The following is a 16,813-nucleotide window of genomic DNA, read 5'->3' as shown; positions in this document are numbered from 1 at the left end:
AAATGAACACAATTAAATTTTTAACAGTACTTGCATTATTTATAGGATTTACATCATGTGACAAAGATGATGATCCTAAACCATTATTAGAAGTGAAATCAGAATCTGTAACTAACTTGCATGCACCGCAACTAGGTGGTCGAGGAGAACCTGTTTCTGGTGCATTTATTAAATTCGATTTTGCATCTGGCACAACCACAACTAACGAAACCGAATGGGATATCGCTTTTAGAGGGACTTCCATCATTGTAAATGGGGGTGAATCAATGGGTACCGAAGACGAACCTGAAAGGACCAAAGATGTAGCTGCTTATATCGCTTCTGGAACTATGGCGTCAATTGCAGAAGTAAATACAGCTTCTTTACAACAAGATTCAGAAAATGCTTATGTTTTGGATGATTGGTACACCTATGCAGGTGAACCAACCCATTTAATTAATCCTACACCAGGAAAAATATTGGTAATAAAAACAAGAACTGGAAAATACGCGAAATTAGAAATTTTGAGCTATTATAAAGATGCACCTGCAGAACCAAACGCGTTTACTGATGAGACACCTTATTATACGTTCAATTATGTTTATCAACCAAATGACGGTGTAACTACTTTTTAACATGTCAAAATCAATCAAAATACTATTTATTGTTTTTCGTCTTCTTTTAGGTGGTTTTATGATTTACGGCGGTATTCAGAAATTTAATAAACCTATCCCAACACCAATTGAAGTTGTTCAAAAAGCCAATAAGTTTAAGTCACCCGAAAAGGAAAATACCTTGCAAAAAATTCTGTATATAAGTGGAAGCAAACAAACGGGCTATTTTTGGCAAGTGTTAGGCATTTGTGAACTGCTTTTTGGCTTTCTTCTGATTATTCAGGGTACAGGATTTGTGGCGGCCTTGTTTCTATTGCCAATAACCCTGCATATTTTCCTTTTCCACTTGTTTCTGGAAGCAGATGAGGTAGGGGAACTTATAAAAACTGGCGGATTGTTCGCCTTAAATATAGCCCTAGTTTTATACGAAAAAGAAAAATGGAAACATTTACTTTGGATCAAACCACTGTAATTTTTTGAGTTAGTAAAAACCAGATGTTTATAAAAGCATCTGGTTTCTTTTTATAGCCTTTAAAATAGCCTTAATTTTACCAGCATGAGAAAGCTATTAAGTTATATCTACCCTATCACTAAAAAAATCACTTCTAAACATAATGGTGAACTGGAAATTACATGGTATAACGGAAAAAAACACCTCAACTCAAAAAATGCCAATTATTCTTATGGCTCTCTACAAAAAATATTAAAAATAGGGTTGCAAAAAATTGACTTGAAGAATTGTAAAGAAATCCTGATTTTGGGCATGGGCGGTGGCAGCGTCATAAAAACGTTACGGGATGATTTTAACTATCAACATCAAATTACTGCTGTGGAAATCGATCCAACCATTATTAAAATTGCTGATGAGGAGTTTGATATTCGTGAAAGCAAAAACCTCAACATTATTTGTGATGATGCTCAACTTTTTATGCAGTTAAATACCAAAAAATTCGATTTGGCCATTATCGATCTTTATATTGATACCAAAGTACCCAACGCTTTTTTGGAAATTCCTTTTTGGAAAAATTTGAGCAATGCAGTTTCCACCATTTTGTGCAATGCCTCTTTAGAATTAAAAAATAATGATAAGCTTGCCACAATTAAAAGGTTTTTAAAAAGCAAAAATTATCAAGTTGATTTTTATGAAAAAGTAAACGGAACCAATACGTTGTTGGTAGCGAATAAAGAAAATCTTGAATAAAATAATAATCCAATTACTTTCGAGGTAAATTTATCTTTTTTTTAGAGTCATTTTTGCCACTAATGCACGAATAAAAGTAAAAAATAAACACATTATTATAACGAATAAAAAATCTATAGATTTTTTTTTAAATTAGCGTTGATTCATTTTATTTTGATTTCTAATATTTAAAAATTAGTGAATTCGTGGCATCATTTATTAAAAGTGATTTTGTGCTAGATAATACTCATAAAAACAATTTGTTGTCCCCGCTAGCCAAGGGGACAATTATCACAATTTCAATTTGCCTAATCCAGGATATTTACTAGGGTATAATACCCCTTTTTTCAATTGAAACATTCCTTTGCATGGATCGTCTATCATATCTAAATGTCCATCAAGGTCAGCATAATGGATATTGGGGCGTGAGAGTGCAAAATGTAATCCCGCCGATATACCCAAACTACATTCGTCAATACAACCCACCATGGCTTCCAATTTTGCCGATTTTGCCACGGAATTGATATGCAAACCTTCCAATATACCACCTACTTTTTGCAATTTGATGTTTACCATGTCTATCCGTTCATTTTGGGCAAGGCGGAAAACATCTCTTAAAGTTTTTAAACTTTCATCTGCCATTACAGGTAAGCCAACTTTTTCGGTAATTTCGCCCAGCAATTCATCACTACCTACTTTACTCGGTTGTTCAAAAATTTCGATTCCAATATTTTTGGTAGCACTTACAAATTTTATAGCTTCTTCAACCGAATAACCTTGATTTCCGTCAAAACGCCATTTTACTTTCGGAAATAATTCGTGCAATCGCATCATTTTTTCTATATCTTCATTAATATTCAGTCCACCTTTAATTTTTATGATACTAAACCCTTGTTTTACAAAATCTGTTGCTTTCTTTAGGGTTTCTTCCATTGGAAGAATTCCGATGGTAATACTTGTAGCTATGCTATTACGATACCCTCCTAAAAGTAGATATAAAGGTACATCGGCTTTTTTAGCGATTAAATCGTGCATAGCCAAATCCACCATCGCCAAAGACGATGATTTTTCCTTTAACAGAACTTTTAAATCCGCTAATATTTTGGCATAATTAAAGGGGTTTTTTCCTTTTAAAAAGGGAATAATAATATCCTTAATTGTCGTTTCAACCTGCTCTGGGGTTTCATTGGTTACTACTTTATCTGGTGCTGCACAACCGTATCCTACCAAAGTGGAATCCGTTTCAATTTTTAAAATAAAATTTGTAGCATGGCTTATAGTTTCATAAGCAATGGTATAGGGTTCTGATAATTTAATGTCAAAACGCTGGTAAGATATTTTTTGGATGTTCATGTTGTAATAAATAATTAGGTTGTTGTGCTTCGGAAGGTGAACACACCCCTAACCCCTCTCAAGAGGGGAACTGTTCGTGCAAACATTAATAATGACAAAATTTGAGCTTTAATAAGTGCCCATTATGGGCTAATATCTTTTTTGGTACAAATCTGCCAATGGTGTGTTTTTAATTGATTCTACAAATTTTACCATTTGCCCAATCATTAATTTCCACATTTTTTCACCTTTTTCGGCAGTTGCTTTTGTGGCATCGCCCATAACACCACTTTCAGAAATTTTATGGGTATGTACATACCAACTGACCGCCCTTTCATTGTCATAATCTAAGAATTTACTGCCAAATTCCAGCGTTTCATTAACCGCTTTGTCCATTTGAACCATATCTGGACGAATTGCCAATGAAGTGCTGGTTTCAATTTCGCCAGCATGAATATCATTTGGAGTATCAATTAAATTGTATAAATCAACATCACTGGTTTCTCCCGTATCCACGCAAACAAATATTTTAGCATCGCGGTTTATCATTTGAGCGGCATAACTCAAGGTTGGAGCATTATCTCCATGACCATTCAGGATAATCAGTTTTTTAATACCATTTTTCGCCAAACTCATCCCTAAATCGTATACAAATTTTGACAGGGCATCGTTAGTTACGCTCAAGGTGCCTTTAAAATCATCATGATGATAAGATACCCCAAATGGAATGGTTGGCAATACCAATGGCTTGGGATCTTCGCAGGCTTCAGCAACTTTAAATGCCATGTATTTTGCATCAAAATAATCTACGTCCACAGGCAAATGTGGGCCATGTTGTTCTATAGCACCGCAGGGCAAAATGGCAGTATCAACGGTTTTTAAATACGCTTCCAACTCGGGCCAAGTCATTTGTTCCCACAGAAAAGAGGCTGTTTTATAATTTTGTTCTTTCATTTTTATGGTAAAAGTTATTAGGTTATTGAGTTACTGGTTATTAAAAAGAATTGCCTACCTAAGTAACCAAATAATATAATAACTCAGTAATTTCGATTTTAATCTAAAAAATAAGGTACATTATTTAATTCCTTATCCACATCAAAAGTATACCATTTTCTATCTACTAATTGCACAACACCGTCACTATATTTTCTATAAATGTCAAATATTGGTTTTCTGATGTGCTTTGGTAAATCTGCTAAGTTACTCCGCTCTTTATCAAATCTCAACTGAGTAATTTCTTGGTGTTTTTTGGCCAATTTTAAGGTATGTTCGTTTTTATCTATCAAATTTTTCTCAACTAACAGATGGTACAAATGTGCTGCATCACTGCCCAACTGTTTTACGCTTTTTTGAGATAAGGCTTCCAAACCTTTTTTGATTTGAGCATCCGTATAACCGCATCTTTTGGGGTCTTCACCCAAGGCAGACAGCATACCGATTATTCTCCTACATTTTTCGCAGTTTCCACAGGGTAACATTCTATCGTTCTCAACATGGGCAGCATGACATGAAACTTGGTGTTTTTGCAATTCGGGATAACGTTTAACCAATATTTTTAGAATTAACAATTCTGATAGACTCCGTAAAATGGAATATTGATACATATTCCAGCCTTTTTTCTTGTAATATCTTGTTAAGGCATTATCAAAATATTTGCTCTGATCGTAAATGGCATTATAATGGGTAATCCCTTCATAATTACCTTTTACAGTTGTATCATATTCATTCCCTATCAATATATTAGCAACATTTCTTTTTCTGGCAACTGGTAGCACCCCAAAAAGAAAAACCGCAACCGTCCATAACCGTATTGGATAAATATCTGCCCTAATATTTTGAAAATTTTCCTTGATAAAAGGCATTTGTTTGACCATCCAATTAAAAATACGGTCACTATTACACCATGGCTTAGCTGTATTAGCCTCAATTTCGTGAAAATGTTTATGAGCATTTATTGCTGTAAACCAATGCCTACCAGATTCGTTTATAAAAATGGGATGTGGAACTCCAATTTCTTTTATAAGACCATAGGTGAGCAAACTGTCTTTACCCCCACTGCTTAAAATTGCGTATTCATTAATATTAGTTTCAACTTGTTTTTTATCAATTTTTAAATAGTCGAATTGTGTATTGACAAAAGATATTTTGGCAGCAGTAAATCGCTCCATTTTTTCAGCTAGGATAGTATCAAAAGGTGGTTTTAAAAACTCGTTCTTAAACTGAAATTTTAGTACAAATATTTCACGTGATGTATTTTCCAACATATCTTTGAGGAAACTTTTATCGGCTTCATCAAAAAGTCCGTCTAATTCAATAGTTTCAAAAAATAAACCATAATTTAAAGCCACTTGCACCGCCATCATTGATGCCATATTGACATCATCTGCATTTTTTTTATCAAAATAAGGATTGTTGTAAGAATAAATCAACTCATTGCTCAATTCCCCACCATCCTTTTTAACAATTGTGTAAGTAGCCTTTACCCTTTTTGGTTCAATAGTAATTTGGTGGACTTTTAGCTTAGAAAAAACAACAAGATCACGAATTTTCGTCATTTTACTTTTGATTTTAACAAGCTGATTAATTCATCCGCACCATGTGCCAATACATCAAAAGTCGGTAGACCTGTTTCTTTTTCCACAGCTTTGCATGCGGGCAAAATTTCGTCTTCAGTCATCTCTTCATGGTTTAAAGTAATGGCAATCACTTTTTTACCTGAAATTACTTCAATGGCATTGATTTGTTCTTTAATGGAATGTAATTTATAGCCAGGAAAACCATCATATTCAACCCGTTTTGGAGCATGTTGCAAGATTACATAATCGGGACGGCCAGCCGCTAGAATTTCAAACCCGCCAGGATAAGCAGGATTCATCAAACTGCCCTGACCTTCAATGACGATAACGTCTGGTTTTTCGTTGTTATAGGCACTGACAACGGCGTGTTCAATTTCGCCCGAAACAAAATCGTTAATACAACTGTCCATAATCATGGAGTATTTTGCACCTTGCATCCAAGCAGTTTGACCTGTACCTACCATTTCAGCTTTTAGCCCTGCTTTTCTAAATGCGTGGACAATAATCCAAGCCGTGGTTCGCTTGCCAATTGCGGAATCCGTACCTAAAATGGCTAATTTTAAACAGTTTACTTTTTCTATATCACCTGTAAAAAAATGCAATTGATCTCTGTCAGGAGTTTTACGGACGTCTCTAATTTGACAATTGTTTTCTTTTGCAAGATATACCAGAACCTTATCATTGGTCAAAAAATCATGCAGACCGCTATCTACGTTCCAGCCCATTTCTAGAGCTTTTTTAATAGTGCCTTTTGCTTGAGAAGGTAATCGGCCACCATCAGGTGCTAATCCAATTACAAGAGATTTAGGAATGTTTTTCGATTCGGTCAATTTTTTAACAGCATCTTCAATACTCTTAAAAACTAGAATACCGCTTTCTTTTCCGTCCAATACCTTACCTGCATCTTTTCCAGAATGGTTACTATCAATAACACCAACTACTTCGTAACGTTCAGTAAAACGTACTAATCCGTGAGCCGTTTTTCCGTTTGGTGTATTAAAAGCACCTTCACAATACACAAGTGCTTTTCCGTCGATTGAATTTTTCATATATATTTATATTAATATTTTGCTGTGACAACCGCTACAAATCTATCGGGTTCAAAGTTTAATTTTTCATCTAATTCTAGTAAGGCTATCAATCCTGCTGTAGCTGCTGGTAAAATTTTTATTCCCTCTTTTTTTAATAAAAATGAACACATTTCTTTCATTTTTTTATCGCTAATGTTAAAAGCTTCTCCTTCAGATTGCCGCAATGCATACAGGGCTTCTTCGCCATCAAAACTATGCCAATTGATTAAGGGTTCGTTATATTTAGTTTCTTTTATTGCTTCGGGATTTAAATCTTTGCAAAAATCTAACCCCTGCCTGAAAGACTGAACTATTGGGTTTTTACCAGTAGAAGAGCCAGCAATCATCTTTGGAATCCGAGAGGTTTTTCCTCTTTTATACAAACTTACAAAGCCACGGTAAAGTCCTGCAAACAACGTACCGTTGGAAACAGGTGCAGCACAATACTTGGGAGCATCACCCAATTCCTCAACAATTTCAAAAGCAATTTGCGAATAGGCTGAAATTTGCAAAGGTGTATTAACACCACCAGGATTGGCATCGTACCATTCGTTTTTAATTGCAATTTCCGTACTTTCAGTAACCACATCTTCATAACTACCCGGTAATCGAATAATTTCTGCATTGAGCGATTCCATTTCGGTAATTCTATCGGTATGATAGGTTTCAGGAATATAAATTTTACAATTTATACCTGCTAAATTAGCCGTCAAAGCCATTGCCACACCATAATTGCCACAAGTAGCCAGAGAAACTACGTCAAATTCCCTACGCAATGCGTCATAAACTTGAGCAAAAGCTATACGGTCTTTTTGTGTGCCTGTGGGATTGTCGCCTTCATATTTGACATACAACTGACGGATATCAAACTCACGTTCCAACGTTTTTGCACGGTTTAGACTAGTATCTCCAGATTCCAAATTGATAATGTCCTCGTAGCTTTCTAGTCTATCAATTAGCGACTTACTTTTATCTTTTACAAACTCGCTTAGCTTATAAGCTTCTGAAGATACTTTATTTTCTGAAGTTTTTACACCATCTTTTAAATCCATTTTCACCCCTAATTTATTAAGCTAAATTACTGAAAAATAGAATATACAAATAAAATATTATTTCACACTTTATAACTTTTTTTAAGTTTCTTAAAAATAAATATATCCGAATGTAAACGGATAATTTGTATATTGCCGATAAATACATCTAGCTTGAAATTTAAATCTATTTTATTACTTCTTTTTTGTTGCCAAGTTGGTTTTGCACAATTGTCCGATTTGACTTTAAGTGTAATGAATCAGTTAAATATTGAAGAAGAAGACTGTGATGGGTTATTTGCAGAAATGGAATTGCCAAACGGAAAAAATGAAACTGTTGTTGTAATACCAAAAATAGGTGAGCAAGACGAGGATTATACTGCGTTAGATAGCTATGTGGCTTTGGTAAACAACAAAACCAATGAAATAAAAAGCTTGTTTTTTGAGAGTCACGAAACTAATGGTTGGCAATCAGATGCTATATTTATCTATGAAATTAGCATTGACACAACCTCTTATATGGTGGATAATAATAGTAGAGCTTTTGGTGTCATTCTGCATAGTAGAAATATGTCGCAACCCAATCCCTATTATGATAAAAGCATTTCACTTTTTATACAGCATGGCGATAGTTTGCAAAACGTCCTTAAAAATTTTGAAATATATAGTTATGGCGGAGAAACAGATATGAAGTGTTATGGAGATTTTTATGAATCTGAGAAATCTTTAACTCCATCCAAAAATAAAACGAATGGTTTTTATGACATTGAAGTTACAAATACCATCAAAGAAATTCAATTTAGAAAAAACGAAGGGGAATGCAACAAATCCATTGCCTCAACAAAAGTAGTAAAATCGGTTTTGGAATTTGTAAACGGAAAATATATCCTTAAATAATTATGAATAAAGTTTGTCCCGAATGTGGTAATAAAGTAGTGGGAAGAGAAGATAAAAAATTCTGCTCTGATTATTGTCGAAATGCTTTTAACAATAAAGTAAATAGGGACAGTAAAAACCTAATAAGAAATACCAATAACCGATTAAGAAAAAATTATAAAATACTCACTGACCTAAATACAACAGGTAAAACAAAAGTTACAAAATCAAAATTATTGAATCAAAATTTCGATTTTAACTTTTTTACTTCTATTTATACCACAAAAACTGGAAACACCTATTATTATGTCTATGACCAAGGGTATTTGTCTTTGGATAATGATTTTTATTTGTTAGTTAAAAATGAGTAAAAGCATGAAAATTATTTATCATAATAACATTCTTATTATCAGATACTTAAAATCTACGCGAAAATTATTTTTACTTTTTTAGGGGGAATTTTTCACGGCAACTTGTTTCATATTCGAAGCAGCGTTACAAACAATGCTTCAGTCGAAAACGGGAAAATTGCTATGAAATACCAGTTTCAAATTTTAATATGAAAAAGAAAAATTTAATTACGGTATTCTATCTGACCATTAAAAAAAATTCAAAAATATCAGATAAAAAAAGACAATAATCAAACCGTTAGAAACTTGTCTCCTTTCTCCCCAGAAAAAGACGAAAAATTAGTATAAGTTGATAGTTTAGTTAGAGAAAATTGTCCTGCTGAAAAGCGGGACTTTTTTTGTTTAAAAGAATAATTAAAATACCTAATTCCAAAGTAATTTTTTATTTAATATTACAACTAAAGTAATTTTTCTTGGCACAACCTCCTTTTCTTTGATTTTAAAACTCTAAAACAAGCTTATAATACATTTAAATATTTTTCCTTAAAATATTTATTTTGAATATAAATAATTGATAATCAATATTTTAAAAATTTATTTGTAAAAATTATCATTTTTTAGGGGGAACTTTAAGCCGCAGATTGTTTTATAATTGAAGTGGAGTTACAAACAATGTTTCAGTCGTAATAAGTGGAAATTTAATTATAAAAAATGAAAAATTATACCATTAAAACTTTATCTCCTTTATCTCCTTTCTCCCCAAATTAAGGAAATGAAAATTAAAATTTTCATTTTACCTCACCCGAAACCGCCCATTGCGGTTTCGACCTCTCCGAAGGAGAGGTAAAATGGAATTCTCGACAAAATTAAAGAAGTTAAAAAAGTAATAAAGATTAGTTTAAGTTGATAGTTTAGTTAGAGAAAATTGCCCCGTTGAAGAACGGGGCTTTTTTGTTGCAGATTCAAAAATTTAATTGAAATTTTTTGCAGCTATATGCCGAAGCAGTATTTTATGATTTATTTACCTCTCCTTCGGAGAAGTCATAACTGACATTTTTGTCAGTTATAGGTGAGGTAAAATAAAAAATTTCAATATAGAACCTAAATTAGAGTTGAGATTTATCAATTACTTTTATGACTGTAATTTTAGTAGTGCTAGATTAGTGAAATTTTTTATTTCCAGTTTTGTCCTTTTTGCTCTAATGCCGCAATTAAAATGTCCTTTTGACTAATTTGTCCGACTAACTTACCGTTTTGTACAATTGGAAAACGTCGATGCTTTGCTTTTAAAAACTTGTCCGCAGCTTCAAAAATATCCATGTTACCATCAATAGTATCAACATTTTTAACCATGTGTTTTTCTACCGTATTATTATCCATTGGCATGTTATAATATCTGCTCTCAGAAATGTGTTTGATACAATCCCCTTCAGAAATAACGCCTACCAATTCGTTATTATCGTTAACCACAGGGCCACCTGAAATCCTGTTTTTAATCAATGATTCTATAACTTCGGACACCGGTTGGTCAGCTTTAAAAGTGATTAACTTTGTTGTCATGTAATCGGACACCAAAGCGGGTTTTAATTGATCTTTTTGAGATGGTGTTCTTTTACCTTGAAAACTTTTGATTGCCATAACTTTATATTTTTAGGTTTGCATAAATATATAATAATTTCTTTAAAAATACTTACTTTAGTCAAAATTCCGCACTCGATCAAATTTGAATTCTAAATGAAAAAATACGCCTCAGCTGTTTCCTTTTTAATAATTATTACCGCTATTTATTTGTCATTCAGTAGCTTAATGCCCAAAAAAATATCCGATAATACAACATCACTTACACAATTCTCTACAGAAAGAGCTCTTGTACATTTAAAAGAAATTTCTAAAAAACCACATTTTGTAGGAACTATTGAGCATAAAAAAGTGCAAGATTATATTGTTGCCGAACTTCAAAAACTTGGTTTGAAAACGGAAATACAACAACAAGTTGCTCTTAATAAAAAATGGAGGGCGGGTACAACTGCTCAAAATATTATTGCCAAAATAGAAGGCTCCTCAAACTCAAAAGCTTTATTATTATTGACACACTATGATAGTGCCGTACATTCATCTTTGGGAGCAAGTGATGCTGGAAGCGGAGTTGTCACAATCTTAGAAGGTTTAAGAGCTTTTTTAGCCAAAAATAAAAATCCAAAAAACGATATTATTATTCTTCTTTCCGATGCAGAGGAATTGGGTCTTTTAGGTGCCAATGCTTTTGTAAACCATCATCCTTGGGCAAAAAATGTAGGTTTAGTCTTAAACTTCGAATCAAGAGGTAGCGGTGGCCCCAGTTATATGCTCATGGAAACCAATGGTGGTAATAAAAAACTGATTGAGCAATTTTCGAAGGCTAACCCTAAATATCCTGTGGCAAGTTCATTAATGTACAGTATTTATAAAATGTTGCCCAATGACACTGACTTAACCGTTTTTAGAGAAGATGGCAGTATTCAAGGTTTTAATTTTGCTTTTATTGATGACCATTTTGATTACCATACTCAGCTGGACAGTTACGAAAGATTGGATAGGAACACGTTGGAACATCAAGCCAGTTATTTAATGCCGATGCTTGACTATTTTGCCGATGCCGATTTGGAAAACCTAGAATCAAATGATGACAATGTTTATTTTAATCTCCCTTTTGTAGGTATGGTTTTTTACCCGTTTTCATGGGTATTACCAATTATTATTATTTGTTTAATTCTATTCGTTGTTTTACTGATTTTTGGAATTGCGAAAAAGAAAATAAATACTCCCCAAATTTTAAAGGGATTCGTTCCGTTTTTGTCGTCCTTAATTATTGGGGGTCTAATAGCTTTTTTTGGTTGGAAATTATTGTTAAAAATCCATCCACAATATCAAGACATTTTACACGGATTTACATATAATGGCCATTGGTATATTGCCGCATTTTCTGCATTGACCTTGGCAATTTGCTTCATCATTTATAAAAAATTTCTTAAAAGGGATGAAGCCATAAATTTAATGGTGGCCCCAATTTTTATTTGGATTCTTATAAATATTGCTATAGCCTTTTATTTAAAAGGAGCGGGATACTTTATTATTTCGGTAATTTATGGATTAATAGTTTTGGCATTGCTCATATTCTCAAAAAAAGAAAACTCTTCTATTTTATTAAGCCTATTGTCAATTCCCGTTTTATTTGTTTTTGCTCCGTTGGTACAAATGTTCCCAATCGGATTGGGATTAAGAATTTTAGCAGTAAGTAGCGTTTTTATCGTTTTACTTTTTGGATTGTTGTTGCCCATTTTTTCATCTTTTAAAAACATTAAAAATTTGGGTAAATTATTTTTAGCATTAGCGGTTTTAATTTTTATAATGGCATCGTTAAATTCAGGTTATACTATTGACCGGAAAAAGCCAAATAGTATTATTTATGTATTGGATGCCGATAAAAACAAGGCATATTGGGCCAGTTATAACAACAAGATTGACGAATTTACAAAACAATTTTTGAGTGAAAATCCAATAAAGGGAGGTTTTGACAATTCAACAACCGCAAGTAAATATGGTTCAAGGGTACAACTGCATAAACAAACTGAAGTTAAAACTATTATTCAGCCTCAAATAGAAATTTTAAAGGATACAATTATTGGTGATGATAGGCATGTTGATTTAAGTATTACACCTCAACGTTTGGTAAATCGTATTGAATTTATTTCTAAAAATCCAATTGTGTTTACATCTTTTAAAATTAATGGTGAAACTTTAAAAAAAGAAATAGATAAAAACTATGTTTTCTATTTGCGTGAATCAGGACAAACAGTTTTTAGCTATTATTTTTCAAATTTAGATAAAAATATGGATATCGAATTTGCCATCCCAAGTGGCCCATCTCCTTCATTCTACCTCTATGAGACCTCATATGATCTCTTTGAAAACATGGCTTTTGACATTACACCAAGAACAGAAACCATGATGCCCATGCCATTTGTAATCAATGATGCCATAATCATAAAAAAACAGATAAATCTTGATTAAAAAGTATTGGAAAGGTTATATTTGTACTTCAAAATTTTATAACAAATGACCACAATCAACGATTTTAATTTCGAGAATAAAAAAGCATTAATACGTGTTGACTTTAACGTACCATTAGATGAAAATTATAAAGTAACCGATACTACGAGGATAGAAGCTGCCAAACCCACTATTATAAAAGTTTTGGAAGATGGTGGAAGCTGTATTTTAATGTCGCATCTTGGCCGTCCAAAAGGGGTAAGTCCTGAATTTTCGTTGTCCCATATCGTTGACACGGTTAGTGAAATCATCGGTGTTCAAGTAAAATTTGTTGATGATTGCATTGGTGATAAGGTTGAGACCGCTGCTTCCGAATTACAGCCAGGAGAAGTTTTATTGTTAGAAAACCTTCGTTTTTACGATGAAGAAACAAAGGGTGATAAAGCTTTCGCTGAAAAGCTTTCTAAACTAGGTGATATTTATGTTAACGATGCTTTTGGCACTGCTCATAGAGCACACGCTTCTACTACTATTGTTGCTCAATTTTTTGAAGGAAAAAAATGTTTTGGAGATTTGTTGGCGAAAGAAATTACCAGTATAAAAAAGGTTTTTGAAGATAGCGAAAAACCTGTAACCGCAATTTTGGGCGGTGCTAAGGTTTCATCTAAAATTACCGTAATCGAAAATATTTTAGATAAAGTAGATCACCTTATAATTGGAGGTGGTATGAGTTTTACATTTATAAAGGCACAAGGTGGTAAAATTGGAGATTCCATTTGTGAAGATGACAAACAGGAATTAGCATTGGATATTTTAAAACAAGCCAAAGAAAAGGGTGTAAAAGTTCATTTACCTGTTGATGTCATAGCAGCGGATGATTTCAGTAACGATGCCAATACGCAAGTTGTAGATATTAATAACATTCCTGACGGATGGCAAGGAGTTGATGCCGGTCCAAAAACCAATGTTGGTTTCTCTTTTGTTATTGCCCAATCTAAAACCATTTTGTGGAATGGCCCCGTAGGTGTATTTGAAATGCCAAAATTTGCCAAAGGCACTATCGAATTAGGCAATGCCATTGCAGATGCTACTGTAGACGGAGCATTTTCTCTTGTTGGTGGCGGGGATTCTGTTGCTGCAGTAAAACAATTCGGGTTTGAAGACAAGGTAAGTTATGTCTCCACTGGAGGTGGAGCCATGCTAGAAATGTTAGAAGGTAAAGAATTGCCTGGGATTGCGGCGATATAAAAAGCCCCTCTGTCTCCCTGAAGGGAGAAACTTCTTTATGACGGTTTGTGATTGATGATTTTGGGTTTGTGACTATTAATTTGAAACAGTAATTGAGGTAGTTGTTTATAACTATTGTTTAGACTAACTATCTTTTTTCATTGATGTTAGAATTCACAAAAAACTATTACACCATTAACTAATAACTTTTCACAATTAAACGCTTAAACAACAGTCAAAAATGAAATACACTAAATTACCACATACCGATATAAAAGTTAGCAAAATCTGTCTCGGCACCATGACTTGGGGAGAGCAAAATACTGAAGCCGAAGGTCATGAACAAATGGATTATGCCCTAGCACAAGATGTTAATTTTTTTGATACTGCAGAAATGTATTCCATTCCGGGTAAGGCCGAAACTTATGGTTCAACAGAAAAAATTATTGGTACTTGGTTTAAAAAAACGAGGAATAGAGAAAAAATAGTGTTGGCATCAAAAATTGCTGGACCTGGTATCGCTCATATTCGCAATACTGGTTTTTCTAAAAATGCCATTACAGAAGCTTTGCACGGAAGTTTAAAAAGGTTGCAAACCGATTACATAGACCTATACCAATTGCATTGGCCGGAAAGACCTGTTAATTTATTTGGAATTAGAGATTATCCTTATCAAAAAGAAGGTGAGTGGGAAGATAATTTTGCCGAAGTATTAGAAACCTTAGATAGTTTTATAAAAGAAGGTAAGATAAGACATATCGGGGCTTCCAATGAAACACCTTGGGGCGTTATGCGATATTTAGAAGAATCTAAAACCAAAAATTTACCCAGAATGATAACCATTCAAAATGCATATTCATTATTGGCAAGGAGTTTTGAAGCAGGACTTTCGGAAATCTCCTTAAAAGAAGGTGTGGGATTGTTGGCATATAGTCCTTTGGCATTTGGTGTACTTTCGGGCAAATATTTAAACGGAAAAGGTCCTAAAAACGGACGTATAAATTTATTTCCAGCCTATAAAAGATATAGCAGTGCTGAATGTGCTAAAGCGGCGGCAGAATATTTAAAAATCGCTGAAAAGCACAACTTAAGCTTGACCCAACTTTCATTGGCTTTTATAAATCAATTGCCCTTTGTAACCGGTAACATAATTGGTGCAACAAAAATGAGTCAGCTTAAAGAAAATATTGACAGCATAAACATTGATTTGTCTCAAGAAGTTATTGATGAAATTAATGAAGTGCATAGTAAAATTCCGAATCCGGCGGCTTAAATACTTAAAAAATCAAAGCTGATTCTATAAATACCCTTTCTTTATTCTTTCAAGGTTTTAATAAGTTCATCCACTTTTTGCAATCTTGGCAATATTTCATTTTTCACTATTCTTTTATTATTATAATAGGTATAAATACCTATCCCAATCAGAGCCAAAAATGATAGGACTGCTACATATCGTCCTAAAGGCTTATCCCAAACACCTACAAAAAACAATATATATATGGGGTACATACTCAAAGTTTTCCAATTTAACGAAGTATCAAATATTCTCTTTTGGGCAAAAAGATAGACCCTAGTCTTTTCTAAATATTGTAGGTAATTTTCTTCTAGGTCACTTGGTTTGAATTTTTTTATGGATGACATTCGAGTTCCTATATATATAGCCCAAACAACTATTAGTGCCGATGCAATTTTCATGGAAATGAAAGGGGCCCAATAAACTCCGAAAACAAATCCCAGAACTGTTATCACTCCAGAAATAACATTAACCCGTTCTATATTCTTCCACCAACGGTTAAAACGGTCTAAACTTGAATCGAGTTCTATCATCAATTTAGATTTTTCAAATTTTAAGCGTTCCCGATTGCTGGACGATTGCCAGATATTAATTAGTTCATCTTCTATCATAATGTTTTATTTATGCAGTTCAATAATTTTGATTTTATTCGCTTAATTTTTACGGCTACATTGTTTTCAGACAAGCCTAGAATACTTGAAATTTCTCTATATGCTAATCCTTCCAAGTAAAGAGCAACTATCGCTTTATCAGCTTCATTCAATTTTTTCACACACTTTCTGAGAATATATAGTTTTTCACTTTCCTCATCGCCCTTTTCCTCCGACCCAAAATTGGCAATAGTCATACTATCTAATCGAATGAATCGCTTTTGGTTCCTTGTGTGTTTAGACTTGAAACGAAGGCAAACATTTAAGGCAACTCTAAACATCCAAGTACTGAGAGATGAATTGCCTTTAAATGAGTCCATGGACCTCCAAATATGAACTAAAACCTCTTGTAAAAGATCTTTTTTGTCCTCGGAATCTATTGCATAAATAGAGCAAATTCTAAGCAGTTTTTGCTGATTTTGCGTTAATGCTTCTAAAAATATATTTTCAAGGTTCTTTTGCATTATAAGGTCTTGCTTCTACCCTTAGATTCGCAAAGTCATTTACATAGAGGTTTTTTATATCATTAGTTAACCCTATTTCGATGAGTTAGCTTCTATACGGGAGAACCCTCAATAATTGTAAATAACAACCAAACCGATAAA

At 33.4% G+C, this 16,813-nt stretch carries 16 protein-coding genes; 8 read left to right on the top strand and 8 right to left on the bottom strand.

Features of this window, described 5'->3' with window-relative positions:
• The first annotated feature begins 2 nt into the window (after positions 1–2).
• The 3 genes from UMM65_RS11745 (at position 3) to UMM65_RS11735 (ending at position 1,794) form a co-directional block, all read left to right on the top strand.
• A complete protein-coding gene (locus tag UMM65_RS11745; RefSeq protein ID WP_321976753.1) occupies positions 3–614 on the top strand; it encodes an HmuY family protein in 612 nt (203 codons plus the stop codon).
• A 1-nt stretch (position 615) separates the two neighbouring features.
• On the top strand, positions 616–1,065 hold the full coding sequence (locus UMM65_RS11740; protein WP_321976752.1) for a DoxX family membrane protein: 450 nt from the start codon (positions 616–618) through the stop codon (positions 1,063–1,065).
• An 84-nt stretch (positions 1,066–1,149) separates the two neighbouring features.
• Positions 1,150–1,794, top strand: a complete 645-nt coding sequence (locus UMM65_RS11735; protein ID WP_321976751.1) for a spermidine synthase — start codon at positions 1,150–1,152, stop codon at positions 1,792–1,794.
• Positions 1,795–2,064: 270 nt separating this feature from the next.
• Here the strand turns inward: UMM65_RS11735 and UMM65_RS11730 are convergent, their stop codons facing one another.
• From UMM65_RS11730 to UMM65_RS11710, 5 genes are all read right to left on the bottom strand, one after another.
• A complete protein-coding gene (locus UMM65_RS11730) occupies positions 2,065–3,126 on the bottom strand; it encodes a mandelate racemase/muconate lactonizing enzyme family protein (protein WP_321976750.1) in 1,062 nt (353 codons plus the stop codon).
• 129 nt (positions 3,127–3,255) lie between these two features.
• Positions 3,256–4,059, bottom strand: coding sequence for a creatininase family protein (locus tag UMM65_RS11725; RefSeq protein WP_321976748.1), 804 nt, complete (start codon positions 4,057–4,059; stop codon positions 3,256–3,258).
• Between the two features lie 98 nt (positions 4,060–4,157).
• Positions 4,158–5,660, bottom strand: a complete 1,503-nt coding sequence (locus tag UMM65_RS11720) for a hypothetical protein (RefSeq protein ID WP_321976747.1) — start codon at positions 5,658–5,660, stop codon at positions 4,158–4,160.
• Positions 5,657–6,730 carry a DUF1611 domain-containing protein gene (locus UMM65_RS11715; protein WP_321976746.1) on the bottom strand — a complete coding sequence of 358 codons (1,074 nt, stop codon included), beginning with the start codon at positions 6,728–6,730 and terminating at the stop codon, positions 5,657–5,659. Before UMM65_RS11715 ends, UMM65_RS11720 begins: the two co-directional genes overlap by 4 nt.
• An 11-nt stretch (positions 6,731–6,741) precedes the next feature.
• The gene (locus UMM65_RS11710) at positions 6,742–7,803 is read right to left on the bottom strand and encodes a pyridoxal-phosphate dependent enzyme (protein ID WP_321976745.1); all 1,062 of its coding nucleotides are present in this window, start codon (positions 7,801–7,803) and stop codon (positions 6,742–6,744) included.
• Between the two features lie 153 nt (positions 7,804–7,956).
• Here UMM65_RS11710 and UMM65_RS11705 point away from each other — a divergent pair, with 153 nt between their 5' ends.
• Together UMM65_RS11705 and UMM65_RS11700 are read left to right on the top strand one after the other, a co-directional pair.
• Entirely contained in the window at positions 7,957–8,679 is a 723-nt protein-coding gene (locus tag UMM65_RS11705) for a PA3715 family protein (RefSeq protein WP_321976744.1), read from the top strand.
• A 2-nt stretch (positions 8,680–8,681) separates the two neighbouring features.
• Positions 8,682–9,029 (top strand): hypothetical protein, encoded by a 348-nt coding sequence (locus UMM65_RS11700; RefSeq protein ID WP_321976743.1) that lies wholly within the window; start codon positions 8,682–8,684, stop codon positions 9,027–9,029.
• Positions 9,030–10,181: 1,152 nt separating this feature from the next.
• Here the strand turns inward: UMM65_RS11700 and UMM65_RS11695 are convergent.
• A complete protein-coding gene (locus UMM65_RS11695; protein ID WP_321976742.1) occupies positions 10,182–10,646 on the bottom strand; it encodes a CBS domain-containing protein in 465 nt (154 codons plus the stop codon).
• A 96-nt stretch (positions 10,647–10,742) separates the two neighbouring features.
• On the opposite strand from UMM65_RS11695, the gene UMM65_RS11690 reads away from it, so the two are divergent.
• From UMM65_RS11690 to UMM65_RS11680, 3 genes are all read left to right on the top strand, one after another.
• On the top strand, positions 10,743–13,058 hold the full coding sequence (locus tag UMM65_RS11690) for a M28 family peptidase (RefSeq protein ID WP_321976741.1): 2,316 nt from the start codon (positions 10,743–10,745) through the stop codon (positions 13,056–13,058).
• Positions 13,059–13,103: 45 nt separating this feature from the next.
• Entirely contained in the window at positions 13,104–14,285 is a 1,182-nt protein-coding gene (locus UMM65_RS11685) for a phosphoglycerate kinase (RefSeq protein ID WP_321976740.1), read from the top strand.
• A gap of 220 nt (positions 14,286–14,505) precedes the next feature.
• Positions 14,506–15,537, top strand: coding sequence for an NADP(H)-dependent aldo-keto reductase (locus UMM65_RS11680; protein ID WP_321976739.1), 1,032 nt, complete (start codon positions 14,506–14,508; stop codon positions 15,535–15,537).
• A gap of 41 nt (positions 15,538–15,578) precedes the next feature.
• On the opposite strand, the gene UMM65_RS11675 is transcribed toward UMM65_RS11680, so the two are convergent.
• Positions 15,579–16,169 carry a hypothetical protein gene (locus UMM65_RS11675; RefSeq protein ID WP_321976738.1) on the bottom strand — a complete coding sequence of 197 codons (591 nt, stop codon included), beginning with the start codon at positions 16,167–16,169 and terminating at the stop codon, positions 15,579–15,581.
• The gene (locus UMM65_RS11670) at positions 16,166–16,672 is read right to left on the bottom strand and encodes an RNA polymerase sigma factor (RefSeq protein WP_321976737.1); all 507 of its coding nucleotides are present in this window, start codon (positions 16,670–16,672) and stop codon (positions 16,166–16,168) included. Before UMM65_RS11670 ends, UMM65_RS11675 begins: the two co-directional genes overlap by 4 nt.
• Between the last annotated feature and the right edge of the window lie 141 nt (positions 16,673–16,813).

This window comes from Aureibaculum koreense (genome assembly GCF_034296135.1).
GTDB lineage: Bacteria > Bacteroidota > Bacteroidia > Flavobacteriales > Flavobacteriaceae > Aureibaculum.
Note: the sequence above shows the minus strand (reverse complement) of the source record. Positions and strands in the feature narration are given on the sequence as shown.